Source organism: Streptomyces sp. NPDC059906 (assembly GCF_042730645.1).
GTDB lineage: Bacteria > Actinomycetota > Actinomycetes > Streptomycetales > Streptomycetaceae > Streptomyces > Streptomyces rubrogriseus.
Genome location: NZ_JBHWKU010000014.1, coordinates 170,387 through 184,358 on the forward strand (window position 1 = coordinate 170,387; position 13,972 = coordinate 184,358).

13 protein-coding genes are annotated in these 13,972 nt (G+C 74.2%); 4 read left to right on the forward strand and 9 right to left on the reverse strand.

The window, feature by feature from the left end:
* Window positions 1-26 precede the first annotated feature (26 nt).
* Complete coding sequence (locus tag ACFV9J_RS22365) at window positions 27-455, forward strand: ATP-binding protein (protein ID WP_016325209.1); 429 nt, start codon at window positions 27-29, stop codon at window positions 453-455.
* Between the two features lie 8 nt (window positions 456-463).
* On the opposite strand, the gene ACFV9J_RS22370 is transcribed toward ACFV9J_RS22365, so the two are convergent.
* The gene (locus ACFV9J_RS22370) at window positions 464-829 is read right to left on the reverse strand and encodes an STAS domain-containing protein (RefSeq protein WP_385356583.1); all 366 of its coding nucleotides are present in this window, start codon (window positions 827-829) and stop codon (window positions 464-466) included.
* Between the two features lie 175 nt (window positions 830-1,004).
* On the opposite strand from ACFV9J_RS22370, the gene ACFV9J_RS22375 reads away from it, so the two are divergent.
* Entirely contained in the window at window positions 1,005-1,283 is a 279-nt protein-coding gene (locus ACFV9J_RS22375) for a hypothetical protein (RefSeq protein WP_385356642.1), read from the forward strand.
* A gap of 232 nt (window positions 1,284-1,515) precedes the next feature.
* On the opposite strand, the gene ACFV9J_RS22380 is transcribed toward ACFV9J_RS22375, so the two are convergent.
* Together ACFV9J_RS22380 and ACFV9J_RS22385 are read right to left on the reverse strand one after the other, a co-directional pair.
* Complete coding sequence (locus tag ACFV9J_RS22380; protein ID WP_385356584.1) at window positions 1,516-3,099, reverse strand: glycerol-3-phosphate dehydrogenase/oxidase; 1,584 nt, start codon at window positions 3,097-3,099, stop codon at window positions 1,516-1,518.
* Window positions 3,096-3,713 (reverse strand): TetR/AcrR family transcriptional regulator, encoded by a 618-nt coding sequence (locus ACFV9J_RS22385; RefSeq protein WP_385356586.1) that lies wholly within the window; start codon window positions 3,711-3,713, stop codon window positions 3,096-3,098. The genes ACFV9J_RS22380 and ACFV9J_RS22385 overlap by 4 nt, the downstream gene beginning before the upstream one ends.
* Before the next feature lie 71 nt (window positions 3,714-3,784).
* Here ACFV9J_RS22385 and ACFV9J_RS22390 point away from each other — a divergent pair, with 71 nt between their 5' ends.
* On the forward strand, window positions 3,785-5,383 hold the full coding sequence (locus ACFV9J_RS22390; protein ID WP_385356588.1) for an FAD-binding oxidoreductase: 1,599 nt from the start codon (window positions 3,785-3,787) through the stop codon (window positions 5,381-5,383).
* Between the two features lie 72 nt (window positions 5,384-5,455).
* Entirely contained in the window at window positions 5,456-6,337 is an 882-nt protein-coding gene (locus ACFV9J_RS22395; RefSeq protein ID WP_385356589.1) for a diacylglycerol kinase family protein, read from the forward strand.
* A gap of 54 nt (window positions 6,338-6,391) precedes the next feature.
* On the opposite strand, the gene catB is transcribed toward ACFV9J_RS22395, so the two are convergent.
* From catB to ACFV9J_RS22425, 6 genes are all read right to left on the reverse strand, one after another.
* A complete protein-coding gene (gene catB, locus ACFV9J_RS22400) occupies window positions 6,392-8,671 on the reverse strand; it encodes a catalase CatB (RefSeq protein WP_385356590.1) in 2,280 nt (759 codons plus the stop codon).
* A 135-nt stretch (window positions 8,672-8,806) separates the two neighbouring features.
* Window positions 8,807-9,034, reverse strand: coding sequence for a hypothetical protein (locus tag ACFV9J_RS22405; RefSeq protein ID WP_385356591.1), 228 nt, complete (start codon window positions 9,032-9,034; stop codon window positions 8,807-8,809).
* A gap of 161 nt (window positions 9,035-9,195) precedes the next feature.
* Window positions 9,196-11,091 carry a DUF2264 domain-containing protein gene (locus tag ACFV9J_RS22410; protein WP_385356593.1) on the reverse strand — a complete coding sequence of 632 codons (1,896 nt, stop codon included), beginning with the start codon at window positions 11,089-11,091 and terminating at the stop codon, window positions 9,196-9,198.
* On the reverse strand, window positions 11,088-12,119 hold the full coding sequence (locus ACFV9J_RS22415; protein WP_385356594.1) for a hydroxyacid dehydrogenase: 1,032 nt from the start codon (window positions 12,117-12,119) through the stop codon (window positions 11,088-11,090). Before ACFV9J_RS22415 ends, ACFV9J_RS22410 begins: the two co-directional genes overlap by 4 nt.
* A complete protein-coding gene (locus ACFV9J_RS22420; protein ID WP_385356595.1) occupies window positions 12,116-12,979 on the reverse strand; it encodes a carbohydrate ABC transporter permease in 864 nt (287 codons plus the stop codon). Before ACFV9J_RS22420 ends, ACFV9J_RS22415 begins: the two co-directional genes overlap by 4 nt.
* Window positions 12,976-13,962, reverse strand: coding sequence for a carbohydrate ABC transporter permease (locus ACFV9J_RS22425; RefSeq protein WP_385356596.1), 987 nt, complete (start codon window positions 13,960-13,962; stop codon window positions 12,976-12,978). The genes ACFV9J_RS22420 and ACFV9J_RS22425 overlap by 4 nt, the downstream gene beginning before the upstream one ends.
* Between the last annotated feature and the right edge of the window lie 10 nt (window positions 13,963-13,972).

Consider the following 13,972-nt stretch of genomic DNA (forward strand, 5'->3'; position numbering starts at 1 on the left):
CCCCGGACCGGACGGTGAGGCTCGGTATGACTCCGGCGCACGGACCCGACACCGCGGACACCTCCGTCGTGTCCGCGGTGGTGGAGTTCAGGGGCGGATCGGCGATGATCCCCGCCTCCAGGGACGTCGTGCACGGCTTCGTCACGCGACTCTCCGAGCGGGGCCTGGACCTGACGGACGCCTTCCTGGACGCCGCCCGTCTGGTCGCGAGCGAGCTGGTGACGAACGCGCTGCGGCACGCCCCCGGCCCCTGCCGGCTGGAGCTGACCCTGGTTGACGACCGGGTGGAGATCGCGGTGTCGGACACGGCGGAGGCCTTCCCCACCTTCCTGCCCCGTGACCCCGTGCGGGTCGGCCGGCACGGGCTGGAGATAGTGACGCGGCTGTGCGGCGAGGTCATCACCAAGCCGCACGCGACCGGGAAGACGGTGTACGCGCGCCTGCCGCTGGTCTGACCCGCGCCTCAGGCGGTCAGGGCCTGTTCCACACTCGGGTAGCAGGGGATGAGCGCGTCGACGCCCACCAGCCGCAGCACGCGTTCGACGGCGTCGCGCGGTGCGGCCAGCCGGAAGAAGACGCCGCGGGACTCGGCGGCCCGGTGCGCGGAGATGAGGACGTTGATGCCGCTGGAGTCCAGGAACCCCACCTCGCCGAAGTCCACCACCGTGCCCGGCGCGGACTCCACCGACGACAGCAGGACGTCGCGCAGCTGGCCGCTGCCGTCGAGATCGACCTCTCCGGCGAGGATCACGAGGCAGACGCCGTCGCCCGTGGTGGTACGGGTGATCAGCAGCCGCTCCGGTACCGCCGCTCCCTCGATCTCCGCCACACTGCCCTCACTTCTCGCGTGTGCCGCATGTGCCCGGCCGTCGTCGGGTGGCTTGATGTTAAGGCCCTTCGCGGTCCGCGTGGCCCACTCGTGCGGATCGGAACGCACCGGCCGGACCCGGCCCGCCGGGCTCGGCGCGCGCGACGGCGTTCCGCTGACTACGGTCGGAGGTGTGGTGGCACACACATTCGAGGAGCTCGTGCACAAGCGCCGCGCGGCGGACCTGGCACAGCACCGGGTCGAGGAGCTGCGCGACTCGTACGGGCCTCCCACGCAGCATCAGTGGACCCCGAGGCAGTCGGACACCTACGAGACCGCCGTACGGGCCTGGCGCGACCTGGACCGGGACGCGCGGACCGCGATGGCGGAGTACGTCAAGGAGGGAGGCCAGTCCCGGCACAAGATCGAGGCGAAGCTTCGCAAGGCCGTCCAGGACGGCGACCGCAAGACCTGACCGGCCGGGCCGCAGCCCTTCCGGTCACCGGCGGCGCCGCCCGGCCGGACCCGGCCCGGGCTCGGACGATTTCGCCCGGTCCGGGCGGGTCCTGTTCGGTGTCCGCTGCGGTCGCCCGTGGCCCGGCCGGCGCTGCTCGGCCGACGGCCCGCGTGTGGTGCGTATCGGGCCGTCGCCCCAGGCCGCTGCCGTGCGGACGGTCCCACCGTCCTTGTTCCGGACCTCGCCGCCGTCAGCGCAGGTCCGCCGTGACCTCGCCGACGAGATCACGTACGGCGTCCAGGGCCGCCGCGCGGTCCTCGGGGACCAGCCCGATACGGGTGCGCCGGTCGAGCAGGTCGGCCTCGTCGAGGGCGCCCTCGTGGCGCAGGGCCCACACCAGTTCCGCGCCGGTGACGGGGTGGCCCGGCAGTACGCGCTCGGCGAGCCGGGGCTCCCGGGAGGCGAGGGCCTGGACCGCCGGGGCCTCGGTGCCGTAGTGCCGCACCAGGCGGCGCGGCGCCCGGACCCCGGCCAGGGCGTGCGGGGCGGCGGCGCCGACCAGGGGCAGCGCGGCGGTGGGGGACGGCCCCGCGGCGAGGCCCCGGGCGGCGACGGCGGCGTCCACGGCGTCCTCGGCCATCCGCCGGTACGTGGTGAGCTTGCCGCCGACCACGGTGATCACACCCTCGGACGAGGTCAGCACGGCGTGCCGGCGCGAGACGTCCGCCGTCCGGGGCGCGGTGCCGGGCCGGTTCGACGGGGCGGTGTCGAGCAGGGGGCGCAGGCCCGCGAAGGCGCCCACCACGTCCTCGCGGTGGACCGGCACGTCGAGCACCGAACCGAGCACGTCGAGCAGGAAGCCGACGTCGGTCTCCGGGACCTCCGGCACGTCCGGGACGTCCCCGTCCACCGGCTCGTCGGTGAGGCCGACGTAGACGCGGCCGTCGTCCTGGGGCAGGACGAGGACGAAGCGGTTGCTCTCGCCGGGGATCGGCACGTGCAGGCCGGCCGGGAGCGGGCCGAGGCGGTCGGAGCGCAGGACGAGATGCGTGCCGCGGGAGGGGCGGATCCGGATGCCGTCCACGAGGTCGCCGGCCCACACGCCAGAGGCGTTGACCACCGCGCGGGCGCGGATCACCCCCTCCTCGCCGGTCGTCTCGTCGCGGACCCGGGCGCCGGACCCGGTCAGCTCCAGTGCCCTGACCCGGGTCAGGATCCGCGCCCCGCGGGCCGCCGCGGTCCGGGCGAGCGCGGTGACCAGCCGGGCGTCGTCGGTGAGCCTGCCGTCCCAGGAGAGCAGTCCGCCGCGCAGCCGGTCGGAGCGCAGCGCCGGTGCGAGGTGACGGGTCTCCACCGCGGACAGCCGGCGCGGCGCGGGCAGGGTGGCCCGCGCGGTGCGCGCCGCGAGACGCAGGGTGTCCCCGGCCCGGAAACCGGCCCACGCCAGCGCGCCCTGGCCGCGGGAGACCAGCGGGGTGAGCGGCAGGACGAACGGCTGGGCGCGCACCAGGTGGGGCGCCGTGCGCTCCATCAGCACCCCGCGTTCCACCGCGCTCTCGTGCGCGACGTCGAGCTGGCCGGAGGCGAGGTAGCGCAGTCCGCCGTGGATGAGCTTGGAGCTCCAGCGGGAGGTGCCGAAGGCCAGGTCGTGGGCGTCCACGGCGACGACGCTCAGTCCCCGGGCGGCGGCGTCCAGCGCGGCACCGGCACCGGTCGCGCCGAGACCGACGACCAGGACGTCCACCACGGGGCCGCCGACCGTGTCGGCCACCTCGCGCGAGCGCCGTGCGGCGGACAGGGAGGCCCCGGTGGCGGGGCGGCTGGTGGGGCTCATGGTGCGAGGGTCCTCTCCAGGATGGTGCGCAGCTCCGCGAGCAGGGCGGCGGGGGTCAGCTCGGCGTCGTCCTCGTCGGCCATGGTCCGCAGCGACAGGGCGAAGGACTGCACCACCAGCAGCACCGACCGTGCCTGCCGTCCGGTGTGCGACCGGCGGACCGACCCGTCGGCGTGGCCCTCCTCCAGTGAGTCGGCCAGCAGTTCCAGCAGGGCCTCCTGGCTCGCCCCGCGCCGGTCGAGGACGTAGGGCAGGAGCAGCTCCGGATCGACGTCGACGATCTTGCGGAAGAGGGGATGGGCGCGGAACGCCTCCACCCCCGCCACCAGGCCCTCCACCATCCGCGCGCGGATGCCGGTGTCCTGCCCGGGTTCGGGGATGGCGCCGGTGGCCACCGCGATCCACTCGCGGGTCATCAGGTCGCCGACCAGGGACCGCACGTCCGGCCAGCGCCGGTACAGCGTCATCCGGGAGACGCCGGCCCGGCGGGCGACGTCGGTCATCGTCGTGCGCCGCACCCCGACGGCCAGCACGCAGTCGCGCACGGCGTCCAGCACCGTGTCGCTGTCGGAGGGGGTCTGCCTGGTCGCATGGTTGTGACGGTTGGGCGTCATGTGTAACAGTGTAACGCCCAGCGGGGCGGTGCGGACGGCATCCCCCGAAGCGACCGTGAGGACGACAGGCAATGGACATGCTGTGGAACGGCTGGGGCGACCCGGCCAGGGCGACGCCGCTGCCCGACACGGTGACCGGGCTGCTGCGCGAGCTGCTCGGCGTCACCCCCCGCGCCGCCGCCCCCCTCCCGCTGAAGGAGATCGACGTACCCGAGTCGCCGCTGGACGCGGACGCCCGCCGCGCGCTGGAGGCCGCCGTCGGACAGCGCGCGCGGGACGTGCGCACGGACGCGGAGAGCCGCATCCGGCACACCCGCGGCAAGTCCACCCCCGACCTGCTGCGGATGCGCGCCGGCGACGTCACCGACACCCCGGCCGCCGTCGTCCTCCCGGCCGGCCACGACGAGGTGCTCGCCGTGCTGGCCGCCTGCGCGGAACACGGCCTGGCCCTCGTCCCCTTCGGCGGCGGCACCTCCGTCGTCGGCGGCCTCGCCCCCGGCCGCGAGGGCGCGTTCGTCGCCCTCGACCTCGCCCGCATGAACCGCCTGCTCGACCTCGACGAGGTCTCCCGCACCGCGACCCTCCAGCCCGGCCTGCGCGCCCCCGAGGCCGAGGCGCTGCTGGCCGAGCACGGGTACACCCTCGGCCACTTCCCCCAGTCCTACGAGTGGGCCACCGTCGGCGGCTTCGCCGCGACCCGCTCCAGCGGACAGGCCTCCGCAGGCTACGGCCGCTTCGACGAGATGGTCCTCGGCCTCACCCTCGCCACCCCCCGAGGGACGCTCGACACCGGCCGCGCCCCGCGCTCGGCCGCCGGACCCGACCTGCGCCAGCTCGTCCTGGGCTCGGAGGGCGCCTTCGGCGTCATCACCTCCGTCACCGTGCGCGTGCGGCCCGTGCCGGAGGCCCGCCGCTACGAGGGCTGGCGCTTCGCCACCTTCGACGAGGGCGCCGCCGCCCTGCGCCGCCTCGCCCAGGACGGCCCGCGCCCCACGGTGCTGCGGCTGTCCGACGAGACCGAGACCCTCATCGGCCTCGCCCAGCCCGACGCCATCGGCGCCTCCCTGGAGCGCCGGGACGCCGGATGCCTGGCGGTCGTCGGCTTCGAGGGCACCGAGGAGGACACCGCGCACCGCCGCGAGGGCGCCGCCGGCGTCCTGCGCGAGAGCGGCGGCACCTTCGCGGGGGAGGAGCCGGGGGAGCGCTGGGCCCACGGCCGCTACTCGGCGCCGTACCTGCGCGACTCCCTGCTCGACGCCGGGGCGCTCGCCGAGACCCTGGAGACGGCGGCCCTCTGGTCCCGCCTCCCCGCCCTGTACGCCGCCGTCCGCGAGGCGCTCACCGCCACCCTCACCGAGTCCGGCACCCCGCCCCTGGTCATGTGCCACATCTCGCACGTCTACGAGAACGGCGCCTCGCTGTACTTCACGGTCGTCTCCGCGCAGGGCGAGGACGCCGTGGCGCACTGGACCCGGGCCAAGCACGCCGCCAACGACGCCATCCTCGCCGCGGGCGGCACCATCACCCACCACCACGCGGTGGGCACCGACCACCGCGACTGGTACGTCCGGGAGGCGGGCCCCCTCGGCGTCGAGGCCCTGCGCGCCGTCAAGCGGAGCCTGGACCCCGCCGGACTGCTCAGCCCGGGCGTCCTGCTGCCGGCCGACTGACCCCGCCCAACGGCACGCTCCCACCCCGTGAGACAACAGTCCGGCACCACCCGTCAGCCCGGAGGCACATCGATGCGACAGTTCACCGCCGTCGTCAACCCCACCGCGGGCGGCGCCACCTCGGCCGCCGCGCTCCTCGGGGTGGCCCGCCTGCTGCGGGAGGCGGGGGCCGGGCTGGAGACCGAGTACAGCCACAGCCTCGCCCACGCCCGCGAACTCGCCCGGCGGGCCGGGGAGTCGGGCCGGGTGGTGCTCGCCGTCGGCGGTGACGGCATGGCGGGCGGCATCGGCGGCGCCCTCAGCGGCACCGGCACCGTGCTCGGGCTGGTCCCGGCCGGGCGCGGCAACGACTTCGCCCGTGCCCTGGAGCTGCCCACGGAACCGGCCGGACTGGCCGAGGTGCTGCTGCACGGCGAACCCCGCCCCGTCGACACCGTCGAGGTCACCTCCGCCGTCCACGACCGCACCGTCGTCCTCGGCAGCGTGTACGCCGGTGTCGACGCGCTCGCCAACCGGCACGCCAACCACGCGCGGCTGCTGCGCGGCGCCGCCTCCTACTACGCGGGAGCGGTGCGGGCCGTGGCGGGCTGGCGTGCGGCGGGCTACCGGGTCACGGTCGACGGCGAGGAGCACGCCTTCAGCGGCTACACGGTGGTGGCCGCCAACTCCGGCTACTACGGCTTCAACCGCCTCGTCGCCCCCTCCGCCCGGGTGGACGACGGCCTGCTGGACGTGGTGATGATCCACGACGCCCCGCGGCGGCTGTTCTTCGCCCTGATGAACGAACTCTCCACGGGCGCCCACGTCCACCGGCCCCAAGTACGCGTCCTGCGCGGCCGGGAGGTCCGCATCGAGGCGGACCGGGCGATACCCTACGGCGCCGACGGCGAGGTCGAGGCCGTCGTACCCGTCACCGCGAAGGTGCTGCCCGGAGCGCTGCGCGTGCTGTGCTGAACCCACCGCGGGGCCGGACGCCCGCACCGGCGCCCGGCCCCACGGCCCGTCGGTTCAGCCCCGCGGGGTGGTGAAGCGTTCCCACACCCGGTGCGAGCCCATCAGCTCCGTCACCTGTTCCAGGGCGGCGGTGCCGGAGTCGGCGACGATCACACCCGGAGCGTCGGCGGGCACCCCCGACGCCTCCAGCGCCGGCGTGCCACCGGCCCAGACGCCGATCGCCTTGCCGTGCCGGAACGCCTCCGACAGCAGCAGGCTGACCCGCGGGTCGACCGTCCCCGGCCCCGCGGGCGCCGGGCCCGCCTTGTAGTCCCGCGGGGTGTAGGCGTCCCCGCCCATGTCGGGCGTCCCCGCGACCAGTACGGCGTCGAACTCGACCGACCGGGCGGTGACGTAGCTGCGCTGCACGGTCAGCGCGGCGTCGCCCGAGCCGAGGGTGCCGCCGGTCGGCGCCACGATCAGCGGCACCATCCCGGCGTTCAGCACGGCCTCCCGCACCGCGCCCACACCCTCCAGGTCCGCTCCGCCGGTCACGATGCCGACGACCCTGCCGTCCAGCGGCCAGGTACCGCCCACCTGGGACAGCGCCGGGCTGGGCTCGACCTCGGCCAGCGGCACCGTCGGTCCCGGGGCGGGCAGGCCGAGACCCTCCGCGACACCCGCGCACAGCTCGGGGTCGATGTTGGCCAGGACCTGGAGCGTGCGCTCCCGGATCGCCTGCTCGTAGCACTTGCCCAGCTCGAAGGTGTAGGCGCCGACGATGTGCTCGCGCTCCACCGGGCTCATGCTCAGCCAGAAGCGGCGCGGCTGACTGAAGTGGTCCGCGAACGACTCGGGTGCCTCGCGGACCTTGTTCCCCTCCGGCACCCGCACCGGCGCCTCGACGAACGCGCCGGTGTCCGCACCCGCGGTGAACGGGCAGCCGCCGTCCAGGGAGTTGGGCCGGTAGGGGGCCACGCCCCGGTGCACGGCGCTCTGGTGCATGCCGTCGCGCAGCATGTCGTTGACCGGCGCCTGCGGCCGGTTGATCGGCATCTGCGGGAAGTTGGGGCCGCCCAGACGCGTGATCTGCGTGTCCAGGTACGAGAACAGCCGTCCCGCGAGCAGCGGGTCGTCGGTGACGTCGATACCGGGCACCAGGTGACCGACGTGGAAGGCGACCTGCTCGGTCTCGGCGAAGAAGTTCGACGGGTTGCGGTTCAGGGTCAGCAGCCCGACCGGCTGCACCGGCGCCAGCTCCTCCGGCACCAGGTTGGTCGGGTCCAGCAGGTCGATGCCCTCGAAGGTCTGCTCCGGATGGTCGGGGAAGGTCTGGATGCCCAGCTCCCACTGCGGGTACGCGCCCGCCTCGATGGCGTCGGCGAGGTCCCGGCGGTGGAAGTCCGGGTCGACGCCGTTGACGATCTGCGCCTCGTCCCAGACCAGCGAGTGCACGCCCAGCCTGGGCTTCCAGTGGAACTTCACCAGCGTCGTGGCGCCCTCGGCGTTCACCAGCCGGAAGGTGTGGACGCCGAAGCCCTCCATCATCCGGAAGGAGCGCGGGATCCCCCGGTCGCCCATGAAGAAGATGGTGTGGTGGGTCGCCTCGGTGTGCAGCGAGACGAAGTCCCAGAAGGTGTCGTGGGCGCTCTGCGCCTGCGGGATCTCCCGGTCGGGGTGCGGCTTCGCGGCGTGCACGACGTCCGGGAACTTGATGGCGTCCTGGATGAAGAAGACCGGGATGTTGTTGCCGACCAGGTCGAAGACGCCCTCACTGGTGTAGAACTTCGTCGCGAACCCGCGGGTGTCCCGCACCGTGTCCGACGAACCGCGCGAGCCGACCACCGTGGAGAACCGGGTGAACACCGGCGTCTCCACGTCCGCGGCCAGGAACCCGGCCTTGGTCACCGAGGCCGCCGTGCCGTAGCTCTGGAACACCCCGTGCGCGCCCGCGCCCCGCGCGTGGACCACGCGCTCCGGGATGCGCTCGTGGTCGAAGTGCATGACCTTCTCGCGCAGGTGATGGTCCTGGAGCAGCACCGGGCCGCGCGGCCCGGCCTTCAGCGAGTGGTCGGTGTCGTACAGCCGGGTCCCCTGAGCGTTCGTCAGGTAGCTGCCGGACTGCGCCACCCGGGCCTGGTCGGCGCCCGTGGGCTGACCGGTCGGGGACACGGTGTCCGGGCCGGTCTGGTCCGGCTTCGGGGGCAGCGGCTCGCGGGGCTCGGTGGGCTCGGCGACGGAGGGCGACTCGGGGCCGGGCCTGCCGGGGATCCCGTCCGGCGGCCCGCCGGCCTCGCCGTGCAGGCCCTCGGTCACCTTGCGGGCTACTCGCTTGAGGGGATTGGCCTCGCTCATCGGCCTTTCTCCGTTTCTGGGCGGGCCGCTGCACGCGCCCGGTCGTGTTCGAGTACCGACTGCCGTGGTGGGCCGTGACCGCGTACCCAGCCGTCGGGACTCAAGGCATGGGCGCGGGAAACGGAGGGGGTTGGCTCAGGTGATGGTCTGTCCGTCGTGGGTGCCGCCCCGGCAGACCGCCGTCAGAGAGCCGGTCCCGGTCCCGTCGGCGGTGATGACGATCCCTCCGCCGCCCTGGAGGCACTCGGTCGCCGTCACGTCGCTCGCCACGCTCGGGGCGCGCGGCACCGAGGCCTGCGCTCCGGCGGCGCCCAGGACCGACAGGGCCAGGGCCGCGACGACGGTGCACGACGACTTGCGCATGGGGACGGCTCCTTCTCACCGGTGCCGTCCCAGCGTCACCGGCCCGGCCGCGGCACGCCACCGGGGGCGCGCGCAGGGGGGAACACGCACGGGGAGCGCGCACGACGGAGGGCCCCGGCCGCGACTGCGGACCGGGGCCCTCGAAGCACACCGGACAGGCCCTAACCCTCCGTGTGTGTCACCGTCACCGGCTCGAACGACACCCTGGTGCGGGTGCCGTCGGCCGTCCAGACGACCTCCACGCGGTCCTCACCGGGCACCACCTCGGCGACGGCCCCATCGGCCGGGACGCTCGCCGGTGCACCGGTCAGCGCGGCCAGGGCGACGTGCACGGAGGTGCCGCCCGCCGGACCGGACAGCCGGGGCAGCTCCGCCCACGGCACGTACGCCGTGCCCTGCGGGGCGCGCACGGTCTCCGCCTCGGGCTCCCAGCCGTGCAGCCCGCGAAGCGTGGAGGTCAGCGGCTCCTCGGGACCGGTGGCCCACCCGGTGTGGGTGACCCGGGCCCCGGGCGGTGCTCCGACCACCCGGTGCACCCGCAGTTCGTACGGCCCCCGGGCCATGGTGACGCTCTCCACCCGCAGCCCCGGCACCATCGGCGGTCCGGCCACGAACACCGGCCGGTGCCAGGATGCCGCCCAGCCCCAGCCGTCGCCGCCTCCCGCCCCCAGCGGATGGAGGCGGCGCCGCACGCTCGGCCGGCCGTCCACCTCGACCGACAGGTGGTTGTCCGCGACGTTCTCCCGCGCCGTGGGACCCGTCCGGGTCGAGTAGGCCTGCCGGCCGTAGTGCGGGTCGTCCTCGGCCGCCGACTCGCCCTCGTGCGGGCGGACGTGGTCGCTGCCGTGGTTGTGCAGCCGTACGATCCCGTCGGCGCGGGTCGCCTGCACCAGCACCCCCGGCGCGGGCAGCGCCAGGACCCGGTCGGCCTCCTCCACCGGCGCGGGTTCCTCCGGCGCCGTCCACAGCGGGTGGTCCGCGGGAGCGAGCAGCGAGACGAACGCCTTCGACGCCCAGTACGGGGAGGCCGGACCCGAGTACGACTGCAGGGTCGCCTCGTGCGGGCCGTACCAGCCGAGGCTCAGCAACCCCTCGTCGGTCAGCGCCCCGCGGTCCACGAAGTACCGCAGGCTGCCGCTGACCAGCCGCCGCGAGGCACCCGGCGTCAGCGGGGTGTGCCCGGTCAGCGCGCCCAGGCCGACGGCCGCCGACGCGGCGAAACGGTAGGTGAGCGAGCGCCCGAAGTGCAGCGGCGCCCCGTCGGAGCCGAACATCAGCGCGAAGCCGTCCAGGTGGGCGCGCAACCGGTCCCCGTAGCGGGCGAGGACGTCGGTGTCGCCGCCGAGGCGGGCGTCGAGCACCGGGTAGAGGTGCAGCGCCCAGCCGTTGTAGTGGTCGAAGGCGCGTCCGTCGCCGTCGGCGTACCAGCCCCCGCCCCGGTACCAGCCCTCCATCAGCTCCAGCGCCCGGTGCCGCGCCGCGGCCGTCTCGGCGTCGCCGCGGCCGACCGACTCCAGGAACCCGGCGACCGTGTACGGGAACAGGTACCAGTTGTTGGGCGCCGGGACGTGCCGCAGCGCCCCGCGCAGCCACTCCTCCACCCGGTCCTGGACGCCGGAGTCGAGGTGCTTCCACAGCCAGGGCGCGGTCAGCCGCAGCCCGAGTGCCACCGAGGCGGACTCGACCATGGGCTGGCCCTGCACGTCGTGGTCGAGGATCAGCGGCCACGACTCGGTGTCGTCGCGCCCGGGAGTGCGGGTGCCCGAGGCGAGGCCCTCGGCGTAGCGGTCCAGCCAGCCGTGCGGGTCCGCGCCGTCCGCCCCCGCGACGCGGAAGCCCGCCGCGAGGAAGGTCCGCGCGAAACCCTCCAGACCGTCGGAGCGCACCCCCGAGCGCGAGGGCCGCCCCGGCAGGTCGAGCAGGGCGCGGCCCGGGGTGCCCCAGCGCCACGCGGCCCACAGCAGCCCGTCCGCGACGGCCTCCCAGTGGGCCCGGGTGTAACCGGTGTACGGGCTCGACGCACGGTCCTCGGTGGGCAGTTCGAACGGGATGCTCATGCCAGGAACGCCAGCCTTTCGCGTCGTACGGGATGGAGGAAGCCGGTGCCGGACGCCCAGCGGGTCGTCTCGGCGAGGGCGAGATCGGCGAGACGGCGCCACTCGTTGCCCTCCGAACCGGCGAGGTGCGGGGTGATCAGGGCGTGCTCGCAGTCCCACAGCGGGTGCTCCGGCGGCAGCGCCTCGGGGTCGGTGACGTCCAGGACGGCCCGGATGCGGCCCGCCAGCACGGCGTCGGTGAGCGCGTCCTGGTCGATCACCGCGCCCCGCGAGGTGTTGATCAGCACCGCGTCGGCCGGCATCGCCTCGATCAGCGGACGGCTCACCAGAGCGCGGGTGGTGGGCAGCAGCGGGGTGTGCACGCTGACGGTGTCGCAGCGCGCGAACAGCTCCCGCAGCCCCACGTTGCCGACGCCCAGCTCGGCGGCCTCCGCGTCGCTCACGTACGGGTCGTGCAGCAGGACCTCGACGTCGTGCGGCCGCAGCAGCTCCACGACCCGGCGCCCGATCAGCGAGGCGGACAGGATGCCCACCGTGCGCCGGTAGTTGCCGACGCCGCGCGAGGTGCGCAGCCAGTTCCCGCGCACCCGGGAGGCCCGGTAGTCGCGGGCCCGCTCCAGGACCCGCTTGCCGCTCAGCAGGATCATGCCGAGGGTGTACTCGGCCACCGGCAGCGCGTTGGCCGCGGCGGCCGAGGAGACCTCGACGCCCCGCTCCCAGCAGGCGTCCGTCACGTGGCCGCGGACACTGCCCGCCGTGTGCACCACGGCCCGCAGCCGGGGCGCCGACCGCAGCACCTCCGCGTCCAGCGGCGGACAGCCCCACCCGGTGATCAGCAGCTCCACGTCCGCCAGTACGGATCTCGCCCGCGCCGTCGTCAGGTCGTCCAGCACCGGGAACGGCGCGAGGTCGCAGACCCGGCGGAAGGCGGCGAGGGACTGGGGGTCGAGGACGGCCGAGGCGGCGTCCGGGGACATGGCCACGGCGGCACGGGGCCGGTGGCCGGGTCCGGGGGCGTGCACGGTCACTTGACGGCTCCGGCGGTCAGGCCGCTGCGCCAGAATCGCTGGAGCAGCACGAAGGCGAGGATGAGCGGCAGTACGGCGAGCAGCGAGCCCATGATCACCACGGGGTAGTACTCGGGCGACACGGACGCCGAGCTGTTCCACTGGTACAGGCCGAGACTGACGGGATACAGGTCCTGGTCGGACAGCATCACCATGGGCAGGAAGAAGTTGTTCCAGATGGCGGTGAGCTGGAAGAGGAAGACGGTGATCAGCCCGGGTCCGAGCATCCTGAGCGCCACCCGGGCGTAGGTGGTCAGCTCTCCGGCCCCGTCCACGCGCGCGGCCTCCAGGACCTCGTCGGGCACGTAGCCCCGGGCGAAGATCCGGCCGAGGTAGACGCCGAACGGATTGAACAGCACCGGGATGAACACCGCCCAGAAGGTGTTGACCAGGCCGGCCTCGGAGGCCATCAGGTACAGCGGCAGCGCGAGCACCGTCTGCGGCACCATGACCGCCGCGAGGACCAGGCCGAACAGCTTCTCCTTGTGCCGGAAGCGGTACTTGTCGAAGGCGTAGCCGCAGGCCACGCTCACCAGCGCGCCGACGGCGGCGCCGATCACCGCGTACAGCAGGCTGTTGACGTACCAGCGGCCGTACAGTCCGCCGTCCATGGCGAACAGGTCCTTCAGGTTCTGCAGGAAGGAGAAGTCGCTCAGGGAGAGCAGGTCGCTGCTGAACAGGGCGTCGCGGTTCTTGGCCGAGGCCAGCACCAGCCACAGCACCGGCAGCAGCGTGTAGAGGACGGAGACGGCGACGACCACGTTGACGGTGGCACGGCCCAGGAGCCTCGGGCGGAGCAGGGTGCTGTCGGTGGCGCTCATCGGGCCTCCTCGGAGTCGGCGCGGCTGGTGAAGCGGGTCACGCCGTACGACAGGGCGATGGTGCACACCAGCAGGACCACCGAGGCGGCCGCCGCGAGGCTGTAGTTGTTGCGGGTGAAGGCCGCGTCGTAGATGTACATGCTGGGCGAGAACCGCGAGTTGATCATCGGGGAGGACTGGCTGAGCAGCATCGGCTCGGTGAACAGCTGGAGCGCCCAGATCAGGGTGAAGATGGCGACCATGACGATCGAGGCGCGCACCAGCGGCGTCTTGACCTGGAGGGCCGTGCGCACCGGGCCGGCGCCGTCGACGACGGACGCCTCGATGACCTCGCGGGGCACGGCCTGGAGGGCGGCGTAGAAGACCACCATGTTGTAGCCGAGGTTGCTCCACAGGGCGATGTTCACGATGGACGGGATCACGGTGTGTACGCCGAGGAAGTCGATCGTGATGTCGCCCTTCGCGAACAGCTCGATGACCGGGCTGATGCCGGGCGTGTACAGGTACAGCCAGATCAGGGCCGCGATGATGCCGGGCACCGCGTGCGGCAGGAACAGGCCGAGTTGGGCGAGGCCGCGCAGCCGGACCACGCCCGAGTCGAGGAGCAGGGCGAGGGCGAGCGCGCCCAGGACCATCAGGGGGATGTAGATCAGGCAGTACAGGGCTACCGTGCCGAGCCCGCCGAGGAAGGTGGGGTCGGTGAGCACGGACGCGTAGGAGCGCAGCCCGACGAAGACCTGGCGCTCCGGGCCGAAGCCGAGGCCGGGCTGGTCGTCGCTGAAGAAGCTGAGGTAGACGGCGGTGCCGACGGGGATCAGGAAGACGGTGACCAGCAGGGCGAAGAACGGCGTCATGAGGACGCCGGCGGCGGTCAGCTGGCGGCGCTTGGCCGCTCTGCGGGCGCGCAGGCCGGAGGCCGGGGGCGCCGGGGAGGCGGCGCGGGCCGTGCCGGCCGGCACCCGTGGGTGGGTGGTCGTGGTCATGGGTGTGTCA

Excerpts from the sequence above, each read along its gene's own strand:
- ACFV9J_RS22365 (WP_016325209.1), top strand. The coding sequence starts at position 27 with ATGACTCCGGCGCACGGACCCGACACCGCGGACACCTCCGTCGTGTCC.
- ACFV9J_RS22380 (WP_385356584.1), bottom strand. The coding sequence starts at position 3,099 with ATGAGCCCCACCAGCCGCCCCGCCACCGGGGCCTCCCTGTCCGCCGCA.
- ACFV9J_RS22385 (WP_385356586.1), bottom strand. The coding sequence starts at position 3,713 with ATGACGCCCAACCGTCACAACCATGCGACCAGGCAGACCCCCTCCGAC.
- ACFV9J_RS22390 (WP_385356588.1), top strand. The coding sequence starts at position 3,785 with ATGGACATGCTGTGGAACGGCTGGGGCGACCCGGCCAGGGCGACGCCG.
- ACFV9J_RS22395 (WP_385356589.1), top strand. The coding sequence starts at position 5,456 with ATGCGACAGTTCACCGCCGTCGTCAACCCCACCGCGGGCGGCGCCACC.
- catB (WP_385356590.1), bottom strand. The coding sequence starts at position 8,671 with ATGAGCGAGGCCAATCCCCTCAAGCGAGTAGCCCGCAAGGTGACCGAG.
- ACFV9J_RS22405 (WP_385356591.1), bottom strand. The coding sequence starts at position 9,034 with ATGCGCAAGTCGTCGTGCACCGTCGTCGCGGCCCTGGCCCTGTCGGTC.
- ACFV9J_RS22410 (WP_385356593.1), bottom strand. The coding sequence starts at position 11,091 with ATGAGCATCCCGTTCGAACTGCCCACCGAGGACCGTGCGTCGAGCCCG.
- ACFV9J_RS22420 (WP_385356595.1), bottom strand. The coding sequence starts at position 12,979 with ATGAGCGCCACCGACAGCACCCTGCTCCGCCCGAGGCTCCTGGGCCGT.
- ACFV9J_RS22425 (WP_385356596.1), bottom strand. The coding sequence starts at position 13,962 with ATGACCACGACCACCCACCCACGGGTGCCGGCCGGCACGGCCCGCGCC.